The organism is Wolbachia endosymbiont (group A) of Lasioglossum morio, from assembly GCF_947250585.1.
GTDB lineage: Bacteria > Pseudomonadota > Alphaproteobacteria > Rickettsiales > Anaplasmataceae > Wolbachia > Wolbachia pipientis.
Window position 1 is genome coordinate 1,077,339 of sequence record NZ_OX366327.1, and the last position, 19,945, is coordinate 1,097,283.

A 19,945-nucleotide genomic window follows, 5' to 3' on the forward strand; every position below is an offset into this window, starting at 1 on the left:
GATTGTATTAAGATTACTTAATACAATCAGATCTATTATATGCGTTTATCCAAATATTACCTGCCAACTCTAAAGGAAAAGCCTGCCCATGCTAAAATTATCTCCCATCAATATTCTTTGCGTGCAGGTTTAATAAAGCAGATAGCATCTGGCATCTATACGTGGTTACCACTTGGTCTCTTAGTGCTTAAGAATATTGAAGATATTATCAGAGATGAAATGAACAAATCCGGTGCTATTGAAGCATTAATGCCTTGTGTGCAACCAGCAAGTCTTTGGCGAGAATCAGGGCGTTACGATGATTACGGTAAGGAAATGCTACGCATAAAGGATAGGCATGAGGAAGATATGCTTTTTGGTCCAACGCATGAGGAGATAGCAACTGATTTAATTAGAGATGTGGTAAAAAGTTACAAAGATTTGCCACTTTGTTTATACCAAATTCAATGGAAATTCCGTGATGAGGTAAGACCACGTTATGGTGTTATGAGGGGCAGGGAATTTTTGATGAAGGATGCATACAGTTTTGATGTAGATTACGAAGGTGCACTGAATTCATATAATTTGATGTACAAAACTTACATAAAAATCTTCAAACGCATGGGACTTACCCCAATTGGAGTGAGAGCTGATACGGGGCCAATTGGAGGAAATTTGAGCCACGAGTTTCATATATTGGCAAACACTGGTGAGAGCACTTTATATTATGACAATAAATTTTCTGAACTACTAGAGAGTGAAGATATTGAAAGTTTAAAGAGTATATACGCAGTTGCAGATGATATGCATGATCCTGAGACTTGCCCTATATCACAAGAGCAGTTAAATGTTAGTAAAGGTATTGAAATAGGGCATATTTTTTATTTTGGCGACAAATACTCAAAGCCTATGAAGGCAAGTGTTACTTCTCAAGATGGAAAAAATGTCAATATACATATGGGTTCGTATGGCATTGGGGTTTCAAGACTTGTTGGTGCGATAATAGAAGCTTTTCATGATGATAAGGGAATTATCTGGCCGGAGGAGGTAGCTCCTTTCAGAATTGGTTTAATCAATTTACAAACGAAAGTAACGGAGGCCGCAGATAAAATATACAAAGCTTTGAAGAGCGATGAAGTGCTTTACGATGATACGGAAGGGAGTGTAGGAGTAAAATTTTCTAGAATGGATCTGATAGGCTTGCCGTGGCAAATAATTGTCGGAAAGAAAGCAGTAAGTGAAAATATAGTTGAAGTAAAAAATAGAGCAACTGGAGAGGTAAAGGAAATGCAGATTGAGGAAGCAATAAATCACTTTAGCGCAAAATGATACACGGTATCGGCACTGACATAGTATATATACCAAGAATATTGAGAATATTACAAAAATACGGGGAAAAATTTCTCAATAGAATCTACACTGAAAAGGAAATAGAGCTAAGTAGAAAGTATAATAGTCAAGAAATGCGAGCAAGGTATTTTGCTAAACGCTTTGCAGCAAAAGAAGCTTTTGTTAAAGCACGAGGTAGTGGTCAGGGTATTACAATGAAAGATATAGAAATATACAATGATGTAAGAGGCAAGCCATATCTTACCGTTAGCAAGGATTTTATCTCCAAAATTCATCTTTCTCTGAGTGACGATGGAGATTACGCTACTGCATTTGTTGTAATTTGCGTCTAGCAGATATTGTTTCAATTTATGCAGTTGACTTTATGCTATCTATATAGCTAAACCGACTTACAACAATTTGAAAAACCGTCATCCCGCTACGTGTTAGCGGGATCTATGCCGAGATACCGCGGCGGTATGACGGTTCGCGGTGGCATGACGATAACCTCATATCCCGCTACTAGTTAGCGGATGAGATACCGCGAATGAATCGCGGTATGACGTAACGACAAATTCGTCATCCCGCTACGTGTTAGCGGGATCTATTGCCAAGATACCGCGGCGGTATGACGTGTTAGCTATAGCATACACAAACAACTAGTTTACCAAAAAAACATAGCAGTTTTTCTATGATTTGAGTATAATTCTAGCTTTACCTAAACAGAAAATTTAATGGACTATATCTTAATGTATCTTTCCTTACCATTTTCAATTACCGAGAATTATTTATTAATTACTGCGTTGATTCCACTTTTAAGTGCGTTAGCTATTTTTTTTACTAGTAAATGGCCCAGAGTGAACAATAGTATTACTGTCACTTCTTCTCTACTTCTATTTGCGTATACGTGTCTGTGCACTTTATATTGGGTGTATGGTGATCATTCTCAATTTATCCTCATGGATTTTGGTAATAATTTGCACATTAGTTTAAAGCTAGAGTCTACCGGAGTAATATTCAGTTTATTAATATCGTTTTTATGGGTGCTGACCAGTATATATGCAATATGTTATATGCAGAATAACTATACTGATAGCAATCACTCAAGTTTTCTATGCTTTTTTTCAATATCAATTAGCTGTGCAATGTTTATTGCTTTTTCTGGAGATTTGCTCACTACATTTGTCTTTTATGAGCTTCTAACTATTAGTACATACCCTCTGGTTACTTACAACTCAACAAATGAATCAATGATTGCAGGGCGCTATTACTTTGGCGTGCTATTTTTCTCTTCTTTGGTATTGTTTTTTCCTGCAATAGGCCTTTTATATAATGAATTTCATACTTTAGACTTTGTAAGTGGTGGAATATTCAAATTTGATACTTCACTCATCACTTTCATTGCAGTGTGTTTTGCTATGCTGATTTACGGAATAGGAAAAGCTGCATTAATGCCAATGCATTTTTGGTTACCAAAAGCAATGGTTGCACCAACTCCTGTAAGCGCACTACTGCATGCTGTTGCTGTTGTGAAATCCGGAGTTTTCATCATCATAAAAGTTATATTATACACTTTCGGTATCGGTAACATGCAACGTTTTGCGCAGCAAAGTTGGTTTGCTGGAGGGTGGCTTCCGTACGCTGCTGGATTTACTATTATTACTGCATCATTGATTGCATTAAAGCAAAAAGAATTAAAAAAATTGCTTGCTTACTCTACCATCTCTCAATTGTCGTATATTATATTATTCGCTTCAATTTTTAGTGAGCTCAGCATGAGGGTTGCAATTTTCCAATTAGTTTGCCACGCATTTGCAAAAATCACTTTGTTTTTCGTTGCCGGAGCAATAATAACAAGAGCAGGTGAGAAGTATATAGATAAGATTTACGGTATAGGACGCAGTATGCCAATTAGCATGACAGCATTTGCTATAGGTGCGTTGTCTATGATAGGGGTGCCGCCTGCTCCGACTTTTTGGGGTAAATTTCTCATTTTTCAAGCTGTTTTCAACTCTGGCAATGTAATACTTTCTGTGTTTGTAACTTTAGTGTTAATTGTTAGTACTATACTCAACGCTCTGTACTTTTTGCCGATAATCTACAACGCCTTTTTCTTAAAACCTTCTCAGAATTACTTTATTAAAAAAACGCCAATTCTTCTAGTTTTACCTCCAGTTATTACTGCTATGTGCACTTTGGTTATTTTTTTTAGCTACCAAGTAATATTTTAAAATCTGTATTTATAACCATTAACAATAAATTTAAATGGTATTATACCAGCCAGAGTTGCTTTTATATTCGACAAAGTGAAGCTAATCTCCACAGTATCCTCCTTATTTTGCTCGTTTGTAAAAACTACAGTAGCATTTCCAGCAAATGTAACTAAGTCCTTGGTCGATCGATCAATAGATAATGTTATTACATTTATGTTGGCGATTTTTCTTTTAGATAAAGACAAATTACCAACTTCATTATTCGTTTTTTCCTGAAAGCCTTGATAGATTTTATGTATAGAATTGTTTCTTATAAAATTTTCTTGGTACTTCGGTTCAACGGTCTTAATGGACTCGTATATTTCAATGTATTTACTTATTAAGTACCTCGCTGTGGAAGTGTATTCATCTTCCTTTTTACTGAAACTAAGCTTATGCATTGCAGAGAACTCATCTTCTGTGTGGTTCATATACTTCACAAAATTTAAATCTTTTTTAACAGGAAATAACAGGTATATGTTTAATGTTAATAAACATAAGCATACTAGGAGAAGCGATACTATTAATGCCATCCAAGATCTTTCTGCTACACAAAACAGATACCTATGGCAGTACCATTCGACTGCTTTACTGAAATAACTTTTGTTTTTTACTGATTCAAGCAATTTATCTTCCATAACACAATGCTACCAAATCCAATTATAATAACAACAAGATTAGATACTCTAAAAAACTTTAAAATATGTCTAAATTTTCCAAAATAGGATGAATGATTATATCACCTTGTTCCGCAATAAGGTAGAATTTATCGATTTTGCTCACATCTATATTTATCATTTTTACACTGAAATTTTCAGGATCATAAGTATTACTTTCTACACTTTTGTGATAATTATAATAATGTAATTTATTTTGATCATCAAAATAACCAAATTCATCAGCAAAGGTTCCCACTTTGCTACCTTTACCACTTTTGACTAGCTCAAATAGATCAATTACATGGTTTTGGGATCCAGGCTCAATAGGCCCTTCTGCAGCAAAAAATTTAGGTGCATGACCAATGTATTCCTTAAATTTTAGATTATGAGTCTTTTTTACACTACCAAAATCCACAAATTTATATTCATCTGAAATACCAGAATATTGTGGATCATACTTTTTATATTCAAAAAACTCATTACCTAAAAAATTACAAAACGTTAATTTATAATTATCATGATCGGATTTAACGACTTTAAGGTAATGAAAATCTCCAGGAATCTTTACTTCCTCTTCCGTAATATGATTACGTACAACAAGCTCACCATTTAGCATATGATAGCCAATTTTTGGCAAAGTAGCTATATTGATTGTCTTGTTTAGCTTAAAATTTGCTTCATAAATGCCACTTAACAACTCCTTTCCTTTTTCTAGGGTTATGTCTTGATCTGAAGCTATATTCTTAATTAAGCTTAATTTTTTCTGCATGTTCAATATGGCTTTCGTCAAAACTTCTATTGATTGCCATACAGTTAATTTATTATCAGTCAAATTATATACTTCGAGTATTAAATTAACAGAATTTTATCATGAATTTATGTTAAAAGTATTATACTTTGTAAACTTATGTCATGATATTAACTACATTAGCTAAAACATGCTTTTTATCTAAGTGGAGTTGCTTTGCGGCAACGAAAAGTTCATCTATTTTTTTCCACTGACTTAGCAGAATTTCAACACCATTTACCTCTCTCTTTATGCTTTCTAAAATGAAGGCCTGAATTATATATGATGCTAGTTCTAGTTCGATTTCGCTATTAATTACTTTATTAATCATATTGGGATTCTTTAAATCATGAAGAAATTTATAAAAGCATTTGTATGCTTCATAAGCATCACTACTTATTGTATTTATTATCATTCCTGGCATTCCAGGAAATAAAGTAATCATTTCGTCAAACGTTTGATTATCAAATTTACATTGAGATGAAGCAACTTGCTTTGTTTCATCATAAGTTAATGGGAGTAAATTTAGCTGAAAGCACCTACACAAGATAGTGGTTTGTATATCATATGGCTTATGGCTAATTATAAATATCTTAGAATTTTTTGGCGGCTCTTCTAATATTTTCAATATTGCGTTTTTAGCGTTATTAGTCATTGCCTCTAAGCTATCTATTATAGCTATTTTGTGTTCTGATTGAATGGGACTTAAGTGTAGAAAGTTTTTCATTTCTCTGACTTTTTCTATTCCGATAGTATCACCTTCAACAATGTGTAAGTCCAATGCTACTTCATTATAGTTTTTTATGAGTAACCAATTGGAGAAGGATTTTGCAAGTGTTGCTTTTCCTATACCTTTTTTACCACAGATCAGCCAAGACTGAACAGATAAGTTGTTCATTATTTTTTTTTTGGCTTGGTTGTGGCCTATTACTTTTTTCATTCTTTCTCCTATAGATTTTAGTTTGAAAATGCGTTGTTTACTGTTTGTAATGAAATTGCACCTTCCCTTAAAACCTTAATCTTATCTTCGGTTAAGTCAATAATAGTAGATTCTATACCAGAAACTAGTTCGTCATCTTCAATCACTACAGATAAATGTTGCTTAATGGATTGTGGTATATCGTTTGCCTTACATACACTTTCTTTTCCTGAAATATTTGTACTAGTTGCAACTATTGGAACTTTCAGTTTGTTTAGTATTGAAATTGCAATAGGATGCTCAGGAATTCTGATACCTATACTATCTTTAAAGAATTCGTTTGGCAATATGTTGTTGTTTTTAAGTGGTAAAATATAGGTAATTGGTCCAGGAGAAAAGTGGTTTATTAAATCAATATATCTTTCCTTTACCTTTGCTATTTTTGTCAAATTGTAAATATCACTAACAAATATAGACAGTGGTTTATTTTGAGAGCGTTTCTTTATCTGATATATTTTTCCTATAGATTCATTATCTAGTGCATTACAAGCAAGAGCATACACTGTTTCTGTTGGAAAACACACTAATAAATTGTTCTGTATTGCATTTATTATTTTAGATACCATATAGCTAAAAACTTATTCATAACAACTAGATCAGTTTTGTTGCACTGTATCTTATATAGTAACTGCTAGTTTTTGTAAACGTAATGCAACGCAGCTTACCATTTGTTATGCAGATTTGCTACAACCCAAACTCTTCATTGACTTTATCAATTATTGCCTGTGGTGGATCCTCTCCCCATCCTGAATACAAAATCTCTCCATAGTCTGCAACATCTATAGAGCCAGTTCTGCTTTTTGCTAGAAACATTTCTCTTTTCTCTTTATCAACTAATACATAATGCCACGCTGATTTTCCACGATCTTTACCACGGACTAAGTATATAAGATCTGACCTACTTCTTTTTGTTGCATCAGCAAAAGATCTTTCATTGACAGTTCTGCTTTTACTTTTTATGCCGCCACTTTCAGAAAAAGCTTCCTTGGATTCGGTTTTTTTGCCTGCTAATTCAGAAATTTTTCCTTTTTCCCCTAATGCCCGTTCTTTGGTGTTTTGAGACGAATACTTACTGGAAAAACCTTCCCCTGTACCGCCAGGAGTCCTGTTTGTGAAACGCTTAGTAAATGAATTATTGTCGTTGTTTTCTGCCATAAAAATCTCCAAACTTTAGATTGTAGAATCCAAACTTTTACTACACTTTATCATATGTTAATTAAATTAATATAAATGAAAAATAATATAGTAATTATTACAGGAATTACGGCCTCAGGTAAATCAGAATTATGCGATAACCTGATAGAAAAATATGGAAATATTAGTATAATAAATTGTGATTCAAAGCAGGTATATGAAGAAATTCCCATAATTACTGCTCAACCACCAAAGCAAGAAGTATTTTATAAACTATATGGTTATGTTTCAGCAAAAGAAAATTATTCCGTGGGTCTATGGTTAGAAGATTTAGAAAAAGAAGTTAATCACGCATTAGAAAATGCTCAAATACCTATCATCACTGGAGGAAGCGGGCTTTACATCAGCAGTTTAATCAAAGGCTTATCATCAATGCCACAAATAAGTCAGAAAGTGAGAAAAAACGTAAGTGAGCTCAGGAAAAATTTAAGTAAAGAGGAGTTTTACAAATTAGCGCTAAGCAAAGATCCAAGGATTCAAGGTAAAGTGTTCATGAATGACTCGCACCGCCTTTCAAGGGCACTTGAAGTTATCACTGAAACTGGCAAGTCAATTTTTGTATGGCAAGAGAATAGACAGCCTCCTTTATTCAATAATTTTAAGATATATACAATTCTGCCTAAACGTGAAGATGTATACCGAAAAATAAATTCTCGTTTCATTACAATGATTGAAAATGGAGCAATTGATGAAGTAAAAAAGCTACTTAGCATGAACCTAGCCCCACATTTGCCAGCTATGAAAGCACACGGAGTGCCAGAAATTATAAAGTACTTGAAAGGTGAGATTACTTTAGACGAAGCGATACAAATTGCTCAAACAAACACAAGACACTACGCGAAACGTCAGTATACCTGGTTTAAAAAACAATTTCTAAATGCTGAAGTGATTGATTGTGCAAACAAGCTCAAGATATTTTAATTCAGGCCGTGCTCATTACTACGAATAGGGGGTTCCATATTTTCCAGATGGTCGCTTACTTCTAGTGGATCGCCTAAACCATGCTCTATTTTTATTTTAAAAAATCCAAGCCTCTCGCAAAATTTCTGAAAACACTCTTTTATAACGTCAAACAAGTTTTTATCACCTATATTATAGTCCTTCAGTCTCTTAGGAACAGTAAGTGACAATTTACCATCTTCATATGTTACATTTTTATCACCTTGAGACTTAAGTGTGAATTCTAGCGAGCTATCCAATTTACATAATTCTTCTTCTGATTTTGCTAAAGTGCAAACTGCAATTTTTTCTTCAATTCTGATTGTTGCATGACTTGGATCACTACAATTAATATGTGTTGTATGACTAGAACCGAAAACTAACTCATATGCCATAGCTACATGAAAAAGAGGTTTATCTTCAGCGTATAATGCACCTACGTACCCTGCTTGATTACAATTGATAACCAGTTCTTCCAAAATAGAATCACTTGGAACTTGAGCTTCAGCATATTTAAATATTTCCTTAAAAACTTCTTTTGCAAACGCACGATAACTCTTATTTTCATCTTCTTCTTTCGGTAATAGGTTAGTATATCCTTTACCTATATTGTAGAATTTTTCAACTTCCTCTTTATACCGATCAGTTTCTTTATCATTAGAAACCTTCAGACCTTCGCAATACTTTTCCCAAAATTTGTCAAATTCTTCTTTATCTCTATTTATTAGTGCTTTAATCAAAATTGTGTCTATATTTTTCTTGTTAATAACAAAATTCATTCTGTCAAAATCCTCATACATCTGTTTACCAGAGTTCGCTGAGATATCCTTTTCATCAGCTCTTAACTTACTAAAATCAAACTTTTCTGCTTGAGCTCTTAGTGTAACTATTGGATTTTCCTTTTCTTCTGATATAGGGCTACTCATTATTAGTACCTCAATATAGACTACTGTATAATAATACATGAAAATGATTAATAAGTCAATAAAATACTTTATATAAACGCAAGTTCTATGACAGCAAATATAGTTAGGGGTAACTTAGGCTTACCGACGATTTTAAAAACAACAAATTCGTCATTCCGTTACGTGTTAGCGGCTGAGATACCGCGAATGAATCGCGGTATGACGTTAGAGAGCTGTGCTAGCTATAGTGCATACCTGACCATAAGGTGACAAGATTTTAAAAAGGCTCTATAACAGTTTTACACATGTATGAATCTCAATGAGCAATCAGATTTTTCTAAATAGCAGGCTGGAGAATATACCTAAGTTCCATTCCGCAATATTGCCTAAACTTTGTGGTGGGGACAAGGTGGTGGATCTGCTGTTTTATAAGCCACTTAGTTATGTGGATAGAAGCAAGTTACTATCTGATGCTCGAGTTGGAGAATTTACAACTTTCATTGCAAAAGTTTATGAACATCAGTCGCCCACTTTTAGAGGTAGACCATATAAAATAGTCGTTGAAAGTGAGAGTCAGTATATATTCATAGTCTTTTTTAATTACTCAGTTAAGTATTTATATAAGTTATTTCCAATTGGAGCTTCTGTAATCATCAGTGGTAAACTCGAAAAATTTGCTGAACATTGGCAAATTACTCATCCAGATTACGTGTCGCTTGACATCAACCAATTTAAAGAAATAGCTTGCATAGAGCCAGTTTACCAATTATGCCGTGGCATTACCAATAAGCGCATTGGGAACATAATAAGCTCTAATCTAAAGGAATTGCCTGATTTACCAGAGTGGATAGATGATACATTAATCAAGCAAAAAAAATGGTTAAGTTGGAGGGAAAGCATCATAAAGTTGCACAGACCAAGCTCATTGGCGGAAGCTGAGGTTTGTAGAAAAAGGCTTGCTTATGATGAATTGTTTGCGTATCAGCTAGCGCTGAAACTTGCAAGAAAAAATCATGTGAAAGAAAGGGGAAGAGAATTTATAATATTGAGTAAATACAAAGAGCAAGTTTTAAATGAATTGTCGTTTCAATTAACAAATGATCAAACTCGTGCAATAGATGAGATCTCAGAGAGACAAAAATCCAAGTATCGCATGATAAGCTTGCTGCAAGGTGATGTTGGTAGTGGCAAAACCGTAGTTGCACTTTTTGCAATGATAAATGTGGTAGAAAACAACATGCAGGCAGCTCTAATGGCACCGACTACTATCTTGGCGGAGCAACATTATAATTGGATTGAGGAAGTTTTATCCTGTACCGATATAAAAGTTGCGCTGCTTACTGGTAAAACTTCGCGCAAGGAAAGAAAGATTATCATGAACGAACTTGCAAGTGGTGTTTTAAATATAGTGATTGGCACTCATGCACTATTTCAAGCTAACGTTACATTTAAAAATTTAGGGCTTGCAGTCATAGACGAGCAACAGCGATTTGGAGTGATGCAGAGAAATCGCTTGGTAGGAAAAGGAAAAAATGCCGATATACTTTTCGTTACTGCAACTCCCATTCCAAGAACTTTGCAGCAAGCTATGTATGGTAACGTTGAATGTTCAATTTTGAAAGAAAAACCAAAATCCAGATTGCCAATAAAAACTGTAACTATGAACATTAGTAGGGTGCCAGATGTTATTGAAAAGCTAAAAGGTGCTATAAACAGGGGCGAAAAAGCATATTGGATTTGTCCATATATAGAAGAAAACGAAGAGACCAATATTGCTGCAGCAGAGATGCGTTTTCAGGAATTACAAAAAACATTTCTTGATAAAGTCGGGATAATACACGGAAAATTGACTCAGGAGCAGAAAGATCAAGTTATGTTTTCCTTCAAAAGGAATGAATTTTCTCTGCTTGTTGCAACCACTGTGATAGAAGTTGGTATAGATGTGCCAGATGCAACCATCATGATTATAGAAAATGCAGAGCAATTTGGGTTATCACAATTGCATCAGTTAAGAGGCAGAGTAGGGCGAGGAAACAAGCCATCTTTTTGTGTATTATTATACGATAATTTAAGTAAAAGCTCATCTTCAAAGTTAAAGATCATGTGTGAGTCACAAGATGGATTTTACATTGCTGAAAGGGATATGATGCTAAGAGGCAGTGGAGATATTTTAGGCACAAAACAATCAGGATGTATGGAATTTAAATTTGCTGATTTATATCAGGACAAAGAGCTGCTCAATCTCGCGTATAATAACGCAAAAGGCGCAATGGCTGATTTTGAATTACTGCTTGATATATTTGAATATAGGAGTAGATTACATTTTTCAAAATTTCAGTAGGAAAACCAGGTAGCCCGCAGAAACGAAAAAACTTCCTTGACAAACCTCGCCAGCCCCCTTATCATGAAACTGAAGCTATTGTATTTGCTTTCGCCAATCTGCAGATTAAAAGGTAAGGATTACTTAATGTATCGGCGTCTTATGTTCAATTTTTTGCAGTATATAGATACTGTATGTCTTTACAAAACTTCATCTACATCTAGATTTTTATCTAAATAAGCTGAACGCGCTTATAAAGCGTTACAAGACATCAAAAAATGCCAATACTCGACAGAGATAGTAAAAGACTAGCTAACTTGGGGATTCTTTGTCTTTTTTTCTGCTTAGTAAATTTCTTAAACATTTGCAGCGTAAGTTAGTTGCAATTAAAAGCGGCTGAATCTCGCTTGTCAAGCGTTTAAAACATAAAAAACGCCAATATTTTAAAGCGGATAATAACCACGGGGCTTCTTTTGCCTTTTTTTTCGTTTGGTAAATTTCTTAATGTTTATGGCTAAACGACAACCGTCATCCCGCTGCTTGTTAGCGGGATCTCTTGTTAGCGGCTGAGATACCGCGATTCATTCGCGGTATGACGTAGATTGCTGTCATTCCAGTGCTCCTTTTTTTGTCATCCAAGCAGCCTCCTATGGTGTCATCCCAGTGCCCAGACACTGGAATCCAGCATTTCACACAATCCCATCAAGAACGTTGTATTTTACATAACACTTTTATGCTTACCAACCCAGTGTCCAATCAAAATTCCTGGATCCCAGTGTCTGGGCACTGGGATGACATCATAGGGACACTGGGATGACACCATAGGGGCACTGCCGTCATAAAGGAACCAGTGTCAGCTACTTGAATGACATCATAGGGGCGCTGGCCTGACAACCGTCATCCCGCTGCTTGTTAGCGAGATACCGCGAATGAATCGCGGTATGACGGTGTAATGACGGTTAAGTAATTCGTTATCCCGCTGCTTGTTAGCGGAATCTGCTGTGGCAACATAAACTCAAATCATTCAAATTTTAATCCAAAGAGGTATCATTATGTCAAACAACTTCAATTTTAAAGAATTTTTTAACCACTATGAAACAAATAGTACGTCAGATGATATACAAAGGTATTATTTGCCGTGGAAATCAGTAATAGCGCAGGCGATGACTGATGCAGCAAGTAACTGTAAAAAAACAGAAAGCTTGGTAGAAAAACGTAAGGCAATTTCTTGGTTGTCAGACTTTAGTCAAGATTTTGTGCACACATGTATATTGGCTGATTGTGATCCGGTATACGTAAAAAATAAAATACAGCCAACCTTAAAAAGCCTTACTAGATAAAGCCTTTTTATATACTTAATGAGGTTTACTCCTTTTACCGAAAAAAATATAATTCAATCTCCTATCTATAGTTGCCTCTATATCTTTGATTAATAGCTGCTTTATCATGTTTACTTTTCGCTTTGCATCTTGAGCTTGACGCTCATTGTTACCACTGTTATTGCTGTAATTATTCTTATCACTATAACTACTGCCACTTGGTTTGCTACTGTTACTGAACTCACTACCCTTTTTTCTTCTTGTGTTGAGTATCTGTATTATCTTTTCCTTTAAAAAGGACTTCCAGCCTGTGCTAAGGAACAACTTATAGAGAAAATGCGGAGTAAGGAATGCTACTAACACTCGAATAGAAATTCCATAACCGAGATCTTCCCTATTTTCATAATACAATTTGCAATATTGAAACAAATGGTAAAACGCATTTTTTAAAGAGCCAAATTCTACAGCATACCAAAAGCCATTGGTGAGAAACATGAGCATAATGCTGGATGTATAAAGATACATTGTGAAGAGAAACAGTTTCACAGTTATATCTTTTAGACTACCTAATATATAATTTAATAATCTTAATCTATAGAAAAGTGATATCATTTCACACCCACTTCAATATGGCTGGGGTGGAAGGATTCGAACCTTCGCGTGGCGGTATCAAAAACCGCTGCCTTACCACTTGGCTACACCCCAATACTACTTACATCAATAACACTATTAGCCCAATTAGTAAAAGATTTATTTGCTTTTTCTATGGGCATCACAGCAATAGCTGGCTGATCATAAGAATGCATTGCTTCGATTTTTTCTACAATTTTATCAACTTGATCATTTTTGCTTTTCATAATTGCTACTACTTCACAACTATTACTAATTTTACCTTCCCATAAATACAGAGAATTCACTTCGGGAAATATATTTACACATACAATTAATTTCTCGTTTAACAATTCTTCAGAAATAGTTTTAGCTTCTTCAAAATTTGAAAAAGTTGTATAAATCAAAACTAAACTACTCATTAGAATCTATATAAACGCACTGCTACTATACTCTACCGAGGTTTATTCATCAAGAGAAAATAACGCCAGCGCGTACTGTATGAACATTTGTTTGCAAAGGTAGTATGTTAAGTGTTATAGCTAGTTTGCCTCAAACGTAAAGGTGTCATCCCAGTGCCCCTGTGATGTCATTCCAGTGCTTGACACTGGAATCCAGTTTTCCATATAATCTCATCGAAAACGTTGTAACCACTTTCTATGCTAGTTTGCTTGTAAACAAGCAAACTTTCCTGGATCCCAGTGGGCTTTGTTGCATCGCTACTTATGAAAGGCTAACTATAGTTAGGATTATAAGCAACCTATTGAAAATCTTGTTTTTTTGCAATCAATCTGATCAAATTTAAGAATAGTAATTTGTTATTTATATTAATAAATTTAATTCTATTGAAAATAGCTAAAGCATTGAAATTCTTGAATTTTAGCCGGATTGGTAAATGGTAGTGAAATTTCTTTTACTCAAATTTAGGTATTCATTGACCGTTCTTGTTATAAATACCAGAATAATAAGCTACTGATATTCCCTATCTTTTTTATCTTTAATCCATCATAGCTAGCGATGCAACAAAGCCATCCCAGTGTCAGCTACTCGGATGACACCTTTCCTAGCAGAGAAATCACAATGTTCATACGGTTGTACGCATACCGCTGGGATCTAGGATTTTTCTATAGTTTAAAAACAAAAAAAGGACGTTACTCATTGAGTAACGTCCTTTTGGAGAAGGTAGAAGTTTTACTTATTACACTGTTCCTGGAGTTGCTGTAGCTCTTGAGTTGACAGGTTCTGCACTAGGTTGATCTAGAGATGCGCGTCGTTTTGCCAACTTTTCTTCGAGTTCTCTGTCAAATTCTTCTTTTAAAGGAAGAACTTGTTTTCTTGTTAGCGTAGAAGAACCAGAACCCATTCCACTATCAGTAGAATTACTGTGAGTGAGAGTTCTGTTACTCAAACTATCCAGGTTTTGCTCCACAATAGGATCACTGAGAACATCTTCACTGAAAGAACTTTGTCCATTTAAGTTAGTCAATGAGGCGCTTCTAGGTAGTTCTGGTGGAGCAACTGGAGTAAGCTTAGGAGTTAAGCTACTAGATGAATTGCTTCTACGGACTGTTGCAAAGTTCTGAGAATCTGAATCAGAGACAGTAGCAGTACTTTCAGTTCCTATAGAATTTAGTGAATTGCTTTTTGACAAGCTGTTAGATTGTTCAGAGCCTTTTCTTCCCAGTGAAGAGAATGATGATGACACAGACCTAGTTAAACTTTTGACAGAAGGCCTGTTAGCTTTTTTCTCTGCTCTGTCAAACATATTGCTTACGCTTGAGTACAAATGATTTTCTCTACATTCTTTAATAACCTTCTTAATTTCATCGTAATGTTCAGAGAAAACACTGTCGATGAAATAACTACCTTTAGGTAATGACCTTTGTGTTAACAAGTTATGCAAGCTTTTTTCATTTAAATTATTAATGAATTCTTTCTGTACTTGCCACTTAAGAGTATACTCTTCCCATCCTGATTTTGCCTCCTCTGCTATTTTTAAATCAATTTTTGACGATATTCCAGAAAGTATATTTTTCACTAACCCAGAATTATTTCCTTTATCAGCAAAAATTGCTTTCATATCATTTCTTATTTCGTCAGATTTCTTAATTTCATCTGGAGCAAACCTTTTTACCTTATCCAAATAGTCTGTCTCACCAGATGCCTTATGGAACTTATTTGCCACTCCTGCACCTACAACACTAGCGCCTTTTTTCAGCGAATCTACTGAATTTTCATAACCTTCTTTCACCTTATCTTTAACATGCACAGCACCATCTCTAACTTTTCCGGCAGCGTATGTTGATGCGTCCTTAACTTTCCCAGCAGTATATTTCGCCCCATCAACTGTTTTTTCTGCTGACCACTTGAGCCCTTTATATCCAGATTGAACTGTTTTTACAGCGACTTTTACAGCGAAATATAAAGCAAGACCAACTATAGCACCTGGTATAGCAAGTGTTGCACCAACTGCCAAAAGTGGTAGTACTGCCGTAAATAATCCACTTGCTGCACTTACTACAAGAATCTTATCTCCTTGTTTCATCTTAGAGAATTTTGTATCCCCTTTTAACAGGTCAGTAATTCTTTCTTTTAGCTTCTTGGGATCATTAGCAATATCTGAATTTGGTAGATTTTGCATCGTTTTATTCAAATCAAAACTATCTTCTGGTTGGTTTTGTTGAGTTCCAACAGAATTTGAATTTTTTTCATTATGTAACATTTTAAACCTCACTATTAATTAAATATATTATAATTGTATTCCTTGATTCTTAAGTTAGTGTTAAATTGATTGCCAGTATTTATTTGTCTTCAAATAATTTCGCTTGACGTGTTTTGTGGTAGCATAGAAAATTAGGTCAAGAAGCTGCAGCATTTATGAAGTATAGAAAAAGAACACTCATCTTTTTGGCTGTTATAACTTTAATAATAATAGCTTTACTATTTAGGTATAATTCCCATTTTCACAAAGACGTAGTGCACTTAAAGAGTGACAACAAAGAATTCAAAAAAAAGCCAGAAAATTCCATAGAGTCGACCATATTACATAGAGAAAAGGAAGTGTACGATCATGTTTTCCATCCTGATGATTAATTTGTAAATAAAATAGCAATTTATGTTTGCATTTTCTTATTAAAGAAGTAATATTAGCGTATTAATTATAGAATCAATCATTATGTTTGATGATAATAATCCTTGGAATCTGGGAAAGAAACCGGTAGGGAACAAAACTCCTAATAATGAAGATATTTTAAGTAAAGCTGTATCTGATATAAGGTTCTTTCTTAATGGATTAACCAGAAACAGGGGCAAAAAACCTTATTTCATCATTTTCATTATTTTGCTGTTCTATGCTTGCACTGGCTTTTATATTGTCCATCCTAGTGAAGAAAGTATAGAACTTACCTTTGGTAAATATTCTAATACAGAAACACCTGGTTTGCGTTATCACTTCCCCTACCCTATTGGCAAGGTTTTTAAAGTGAACGTTAAGGAAGTAAATCGTGAAGAAATTGGGGTAAGTAGTTCTTATGGGCGAGATACAGATCGCGGTGAAGGCGTGATGCTAACTGGAGATGAAAATATAGTCAACGTTAACTTCGAGGTTCAATGGCGCGTTAGAGATGCTAAGGACTATTTATTCAAAGTGCGGGATTACAAACCCGGTTTCAGTGTTAAAAATGCTGCTGAAAGTGCCATGAGAGAAATAATAGGTAAAAACACGATCTCTTTTGCACTTGGTCAAGGCAGACCAGAAATTTCTAGAGATACTAGAATTCTATTGCAGCAGATTCTTGATGGATACCAAATGGGTATAGAGATTTTATCTGTTCAAATGAAAAAAATTGATCCACCAGAAAAAGTAATCAGTTCGTTTAGAGATGTACAAAGTGCTCGTGCAGACAAAGAGCGTACTATAAACGAAGCATATGCTTATAATAATGATATTATACCTCGAGCAAAGGGTGAAGCGATAAAGATAAAATTAGATGCACAAGCATATGAAAATGAAATAATAAATGAAGCAAAAGGTAATGCAAATCGCTTTTTATCTCTTTATGAGGAATATAGACAGAATCCTTCTCTCGTTAAGAATCGTATTTATCTTGAAACTATGGAAAATATTTTCAGTAAGGTAGACAAAGTTGTTGTAACTGATGATCTGAAAGGTATGTTTTCTTATTTACCTCTTATAAATTTAGGAAAATAACCATGAGTAGTAATATTAAAATTGTTTTTGTTTCTGTATTTGTTGTTTTATTGATTGCTTTATCTAATTCAATATTTGTTGTGCAAGAAACAAAGCAAGCAATAGTTATACAACTGGGTAAAGTTGTAAGGGATGTTAGGGAAAGTGGCTTATATTTTAAGTTGCCATTCATAAATAGTGTAGAGTTTCTTGATAAAAGAGTTTTAGATTTAAGTCCTGATAAGATCCCAAGGGAAGTGATAACAGCGGATCAAAAACGTATTATAGTAGATGCGTATGCAAAATATAAAATAACAAATCCTGTTACTTTTTACCAGGCTGTGAGGAATGAATCAGGTCTGGTTAGAAGATTATATCCGGTTATAGAAGCTCACATAAGAGAAAATATAGGCAGATTTTCGTTGATTAGCTTGTTGAATGAAAAAAGATCAGAGGTTATGCAATTGATTCAGCGTGGAGTTTATTCTGAAGCTGAAAAATTTGGCATAGAAATAATAGATGTAAGAATTAAGAGAGCAGATTTACCAGAAGAAAATAGTTCTGCAATATTTCGCCGTATGCAAACTGAAAGGGAAAAAGAAGCAAAAGAAATTAGAGCAGAAGGAGAGCAAGCTGGGCAGGAAGTTAGATCAAAAGCTGATAAATTAAAAAGGGAAATTATCTCCAGTGCAGTAAAAGAATCGTACGAAATAAGGGGCCGTGGTTATGCTGAAGCAACTAGAATTTATAATGAGGCATTTAAGGTTGATGAAGAGTTCTTTAACTTTTATCGCTCTATGAGCGCTTACAGTAAATCATTTGCCGAAAATAATACTAAATTTGTACTTTCACCAAACAATAACTTTTTAGATATTTTAAATAAAGGATGGAAATAATTTATGAAAAGTAAGGCATTTATTTTATCTATATTTGCATATTTTCTAATTGCGTTTTCTTCGTATGCTAATATGTTTGATTGGAATGCAAAAAAGGTCGTTGATGCTAGCACTACTGCATGCAACTGTAATCAAGGACTTGCCGATTTAGTGGAAGAACTCATTCCTGCGGTTGTAAATATTTCAAGCGAACAAATCATCAAACAAGAAAATAACAGCAGAACTAGAGTTCCATCTATGCCAGGAAATAATTTTTTTGATGATTTTAGAGAGTTTTTTGAGCATTTTGATCAGTTTTTTATGGATAGGGGCCCTAGTGTTAACAAAGAGGTGGTGTCGCTTGGTTCTGGGTTTATTATAGATAAAGGTGGAGCTATAGTAACCAATTATCACGTTATTAAAAACGCCAAAGATATCACAGTTACTATGAACGATAATACTTATTTCAAAGCAGAAGTTTTAGGCTATGATGCAAGAACTGATCTTGCTGTGCTTAAGATTAATTCTGATAAAGATCTTTCTTCTGTTGCATTTGGTGATTCTGATAAAGCAAGGGTTGGTGATACGGTTATGGCAATAGGTAACCCATTTGGTTTGGGTGGCTCTGTAAGCACAGGAATTATATCTGCAAGGTCCAGGGACATTAGTATTGGCACTATGAATGAATTTATTCAAACTGATGCTGCAATTAATAGGGGTAACTCTGGAGGACCGTTATTTGATTTAAATGGAAAAGTTATAGGTATTAATACTGCTATCTATTCTCCATCTGAGTCTGGCGGCAACGTGGGTATAGGTTTTGCCATACCATCTAATTTAGCTATGTCAATTATTGACACATTAAAAAGTGGCAAAAAAATAAAACATGGTTGGCTTGGTGTGCAAGTTCAGCCTATAACGAAAGAATTTGCTGAGTCCTTGGGTTTAAAAGATATAAAAGGCGCATTGGTTGCAAGTATAGTAAAGGATAGTCCTGCAGAAAAAGGTGGGATTAAAGTAGGTGATATATTATTAGAATTTGACGGTAAAAAAATCGATAGAATGACACAATTACCTCAAATGGTTTCAAGAGCTGGACCTGAGAAAAAAGTGCAAGTTAAGTTACTTAGAAAGAGCAAAGAGGTTAATATTAAAGTTGTGATCGGGGAATCTACAAATGATGGCCAAGATAACAATCAAGAAGAAAATAAATCAACATCTGATTATGTAACCGGTTTAACTGTTTCAAATCTGCCAAAAGAATCAAAAGAAAGTAATCCTACAAAAGGTGTGATAGTTACCAATGTAGATAGTAACAGTAATGCCACGTTGCGTGGTATTAAAAAAGGAGACATTATTATCCAATTAGATGGAACCGATATAGAAAATACTAATGATTTTCAAAAACAAGTTGATTCAGCAGTAAAGAAAAACGGTAAAGATTCAATAATGTTGCTCATTTACCGCAATGGAAATCAATTTTTTACTTCGATAAAGTTGAAGAAGTAATTTTATTCACTAAATTTACAAAACAGTAGTGTTGTAAGCTCGCTACTGTAACACTTCAATCTTATAAAATAAATAAAAATCTACACTAGATTTCTTGCATA

19 protein-coding genes and 1 tRNA gene are annotated in these 19,945 nt (G+C 34.4%); 10 read left to right on the forward strand and 10 right to left on the reverse strand.

The genetic code is table 11. From position 1 onward, the window contains the following. Positions 1–39 precede the first annotated feature (39 nt). The 3 genes from proS (at position 40) to OOK89_RS05310 (ending at position 3,539) form a co-directional block, all read left to right on the forward strand. Positions 40–1,308 carry a proline--tRNA ligase gene (proS, locus tag OOK89_RS05300; RefSeq protein ID WP_264718900.1) on the forward strand — a complete coding sequence of 423 codons (1,269 nt, stop codon included), beginning with the start codon at positions 40–42 and terminating at the stop codon, positions 1,306–1,308. Then, complete coding sequence (locus OOK89_RS05305) at positions 1,305–1,661, forward strand: holo-[acyl-carrier-protein] synthase (protein WP_151807997.1); 357 nt, start codon at positions 1,305–1,307, stop codon at positions 1,659–1,661. The genes proS and OOK89_RS05305 overlap by 4 nt, the downstream gene beginning before the upstream one ends. Before the next feature lie 381 nt (positions 1,662–2,042). Continuing rightward, positions 2,043–3,539: a proton-conducting transporter transmembrane domain-containing protein gene (locus OOK89_RS05310; protein WP_264718901.1), complete on the forward strand. Its 1,497-nt coding sequence runs from the start codon at positions 2,043–2,045 to the stop codon at positions 3,537–3,539. On the opposite strand, the gene OOK89_RS05315 is transcribed toward OOK89_RS05310, so the two are convergent. The 5 genes from OOK89_RS05315 to OOK89_RS05335 form a co-directional block, all read right to left on the reverse strand. Continuing rightward, complete coding sequence (locus tag OOK89_RS05315; RefSeq protein ID WP_264718902.1) at positions 3,536–4,198, reverse strand: conjugal transfer protein TraJ; 663 nt, start codon at positions 4,196–4,198, stop codon at positions 3,536–3,538. The genes OOK89_RS05310 and OOK89_RS05315 overlap by 4 nt on opposite strands. A gap of 58 nt (positions 4,199–4,256) precedes the next feature. Beyond that, positions 4,257–5,051: a hypothetical protein gene (locus tag OOK89_RS05320; RefSeq protein ID WP_012673269.1), complete on the reverse strand. Its 795-nt coding sequence runs from the start codon at positions 5,049–5,051 to the stop codon at positions 4,257–4,259. A gap of 73 nt (positions 5,052–5,124) precedes the next feature. Next, positions 5,125–5,946 carry an AAA family ATPase gene (locus OOK89_RS05325; RefSeq protein ID WP_151807995.1) on the reverse strand — a complete coding sequence of 274 codons (822 nt, stop codon included), beginning with the start codon at positions 5,944–5,946 and terminating at the stop codon, positions 5,125–5,127. A gap of 17 nt (positions 5,947–5,963) precedes the next feature. Next, entirely contained in the window at positions 5,964–6,551 is a 588-nt protein-coding gene (locus OOK89_RS05330) for an L-threonylcarbamoyladenylate synthase (RefSeq protein WP_006280292.1), read from the reverse strand. 118 nt (positions 6,552–6,669) lie between these two features. After that, positions 6,670–7,140 carry a hypothetical protein gene (locus OOK89_RS05335; protein ID WP_010082479.1) on the reverse strand — a complete coding sequence of 157 codons (471 nt, stop codon included), beginning with the start codon at positions 7,138–7,140 and terminating at the stop codon, positions 6,670–6,672. 75 nt (positions 7,141–7,215) lie between these two features. Here OOK89_RS05335 and miaA point away from each other — a divergent pair, with 75 nt between their 5' ends. Then, a complete protein-coding gene (miaA, locus tag OOK89_RS05340; RefSeq protein WP_006280293.1) occupies positions 7,216–8,100 on the forward strand; it encodes a tRNA (adenosine(37)-N6)-dimethylallyltransferase MiaA in 885 nt (294 codons plus the stop codon). Here miaA and OOK89_RS05345 read toward each other — a convergent pair. Beyond that, positions 8,097–9,044 (reverse strand): hypothetical protein, encoded by a 948-nt coding sequence (locus OOK89_RS05345; RefSeq protein WP_044471267.1) that lies wholly within the window; start codon positions 9,042–9,044, stop codon positions 8,097–8,099. The genes miaA and OOK89_RS05345 overlap by 4 nt on opposite strands. 298 nt (positions 9,045–9,342) lie before the next feature. Between OOK89_RS05345 and recG the strand changes: the two genes are divergently transcribed. From recG to OOK89_RS05360, 3 genes are all read left to right on the forward strand, one after another. Then, positions 9,343–11,364, forward strand: coding sequence for an ATP-dependent DNA helicase RecG (gene recG, locus OOK89_RS05350; protein WP_264718903.1), 2,022 nt, complete (start codon positions 9,343–9,345; stop codon positions 11,362–11,364). 595 nt (positions 11,365–11,959) lie between these two features. After that, a complete protein-coding gene (locus OOK89_RS05355) occupies positions 11,960–12,160 on the forward strand; it encodes a hypothetical protein (RefSeq protein ID WP_010962861.1) in 201 nt (66 codons plus the stop codon). A gap of 235 nt (positions 12,161–12,395) precedes the next feature. Beyond that, positions 12,396–12,683, forward strand: coding sequence for a hypothetical protein (locus OOK89_RS05360; RefSeq protein WP_264718905.1), 288 nt, complete (start codon positions 12,396–12,398; stop codon positions 12,681–12,683). 15 nt (positions 12,684–12,698) lie between these two features. Here OOK89_RS05360 and OOK89_RS05365 read toward each other — a convergent pair whose 3' ends face one another. The 4 genes from OOK89_RS05365 to walE1 form a co-directional block, all read right to left on the reverse strand. Further along, on the reverse strand, positions 12,699–13,157 hold the full coding sequence (locus OOK89_RS05365; RefSeq protein ID WP_264718906.1) for a hypothetical protein: 459 nt from the start codon (positions 13,155–13,157) through the stop codon (positions 12,699–12,701). 135 nt (positions 13,158–13,292) lie between these two features. Then, a tRNA-Gln gene (locus OOK89_RS05370) sits at positions 13,293–13,367 on the reverse strand. Next, entirely contained in the window at positions 13,358–13,693 is a 336-nt protein-coding gene (gene cutA, locus OOK89_RS05375) for a divalent-cation tolerance protein CutA (RefSeq protein WP_015589221.1), read from the reverse strand. The genes OOK89_RS05370 and cutA overlap by 10 nt, the downstream gene beginning before the upstream one ends. Positions 13,694–14,469: 776 nt before the next feature. Then, the gene (gene walE1 / locus OOK89_RS05380; protein ID WP_264718907.1) at positions 14,470–15,993 is read right to left on the reverse strand and encodes an actin bundler; all 1,524 of its coding nucleotides are present in this window, start codon (positions 15,991–15,993) and stop codon (positions 14,470–14,472) included. Between the two features lie 453 nt (positions 15,994–16,446). On the opposite strand from walE1, the gene hflK reads away from it, so the two are divergent. The 3 genes from hflK to OOK89_RS05395 are packed head-to-tail and all read left to right on the forward strand — an operon-like array spanning position 16,447 to position 19,844. Further along, a complete protein-coding gene (gene hflK / locus OOK89_RS05385; protein WP_264718908.1) occupies positions 16,447–17,481 on the forward strand; it encodes an FtsH protease activity modulator HflK in 1,035 nt (344 codons plus the stop codon). Between the two features lie 2 nt (positions 17,482–17,483). Beyond that, positions 17,484–18,356, forward strand: a complete 873-nt coding sequence (hflC, locus tag OOK89_RS05390; protein WP_155969359.1) for a protease modulator HflC — start codon at positions 17,484–17,486, stop codon at positions 18,354–18,356. A 3-nt stretch (positions 18,357–18,359) separates the two neighbouring features. Then, on the forward strand, positions 18,360–19,844 hold the full coding sequence (locus OOK89_RS05395) for a DegQ family serine endoprotease (protein ID WP_264718910.1): 1,485 nt from the start codon (positions 18,360–18,362) through the stop codon (positions 19,842–19,844). Positions 19,845–19,945: the final 101 nt, after the last annotated feature.

Bases quoted from the DNA above. Each gene is read 5' to 3' on its own strand.
- OOK89_RS05335 (WP_010082479.1), bottom strand. From the start codon at position 7,140: ATGGCAGAAAACAACGACAATAATTCATTTACTAAGCGTTTCACAAAC.
- OOK89_RS05395 (WP_264718910.1), top strand. From the start codon at position 18,360: ATGAAAAGTAAGGCATTTATTTTATCTATATTTGCATATTTTCTAATT.
- miaA (WP_006280293.1), top strand. From the start codon at position 7,216: ATGAAAAATAATATAGTAATTATTACAGGAATTACGGCCTCAGGTAAA.
- OOK89_RS05345 (WP_044471267.1), bottom strand. From the start codon at position 9,044: ATGAGTAGCCCTATATCAGAAGAAAAGGAAAATCCAATAGTTACACTA.
- hflC (WP_155969359.1), top strand. From the start codon at position 17,484: ATGAGTAGTAATATTAAAATTGTTTTTGTTTCTGTATTTGTTGTTTTA.
- OOK89_RS05330 (WP_006280292.1), bottom strand. From the start codon at position 6,551: ATGGTATCTAAAATAATAAATGCAATACAGAACAATTTATTAGTGTGT.
- OOK89_RS05325 (WP_151807995.1), bottom strand. From the start codon at position 5,946: ATGAAAAAAGTAATAGGCCACAACCAAGCCAAAAAAAAAATAATGAAC.
- OOK89_RS05360 (WP_264718905.1), top strand. From the start codon at position 12,396: ATGTCAAACAACTTCAATTTTAAAGAATTTTTTAACCACTATGAAACA.
- OOK89_RS05305 (WP_151807997.1), top strand. From the start codon at position 1,305: ATGATACACGGTATCGGCACTGACATAGTATATATACCAAGAATATTG.
- walE1 (WP_264718907.1), bottom strand. From the start codon at position 15,993: ATGTTACATAATGAAAAAAATTCAAATTCTGTTGGAACTCAACAAAAC.
- cutA (WP_015589221.1), bottom strand. From the start codon at position 13,693: ATGAGTAGTTTAGTTTTGATTTATACAACTTTTTCAAATTTTGAAGAA.
- OOK89_RS05315 (WP_264718902.1), bottom strand. From the start codon at position 4,198: ATGGAAGATAAATTGCTTGAATCAGTAAAAAACAAAAGTTATTTCAGT.
- hflK (WP_264718908.1), top strand. From the start codon at position 16,447: ATGTTTGATGATAATAATCCTTGGAATCTGGGAAAGAAACCGGTAGGG.
- OOK89_RS05365 (WP_264718906.1), bottom strand. From the start codon at position 13,157: ATGTTTCTCACCAATGGCTTTTGGTATGCTGTAGAATTTGGCTCTTTA.
- recG (WP_264718903.1), top strand. From the start codon at position 9,343: ATGAGCAATCAGATTTTTCTAAATAGCAGGCTGGAGAATATACCTAAG.
- OOK89_RS05310 (WP_264718901.1), top strand. From the start codon at position 2,043: ATGGACTATATCTTAATGTATCTTTCCTTACCATTTTCAATTACCGAG.
- proS (WP_264718900.1), top strand. From the start codon at position 40: ATGCGTTTATCCAAATATTACCTGCCAACTCTAAAGGAAAAGCCTGCC.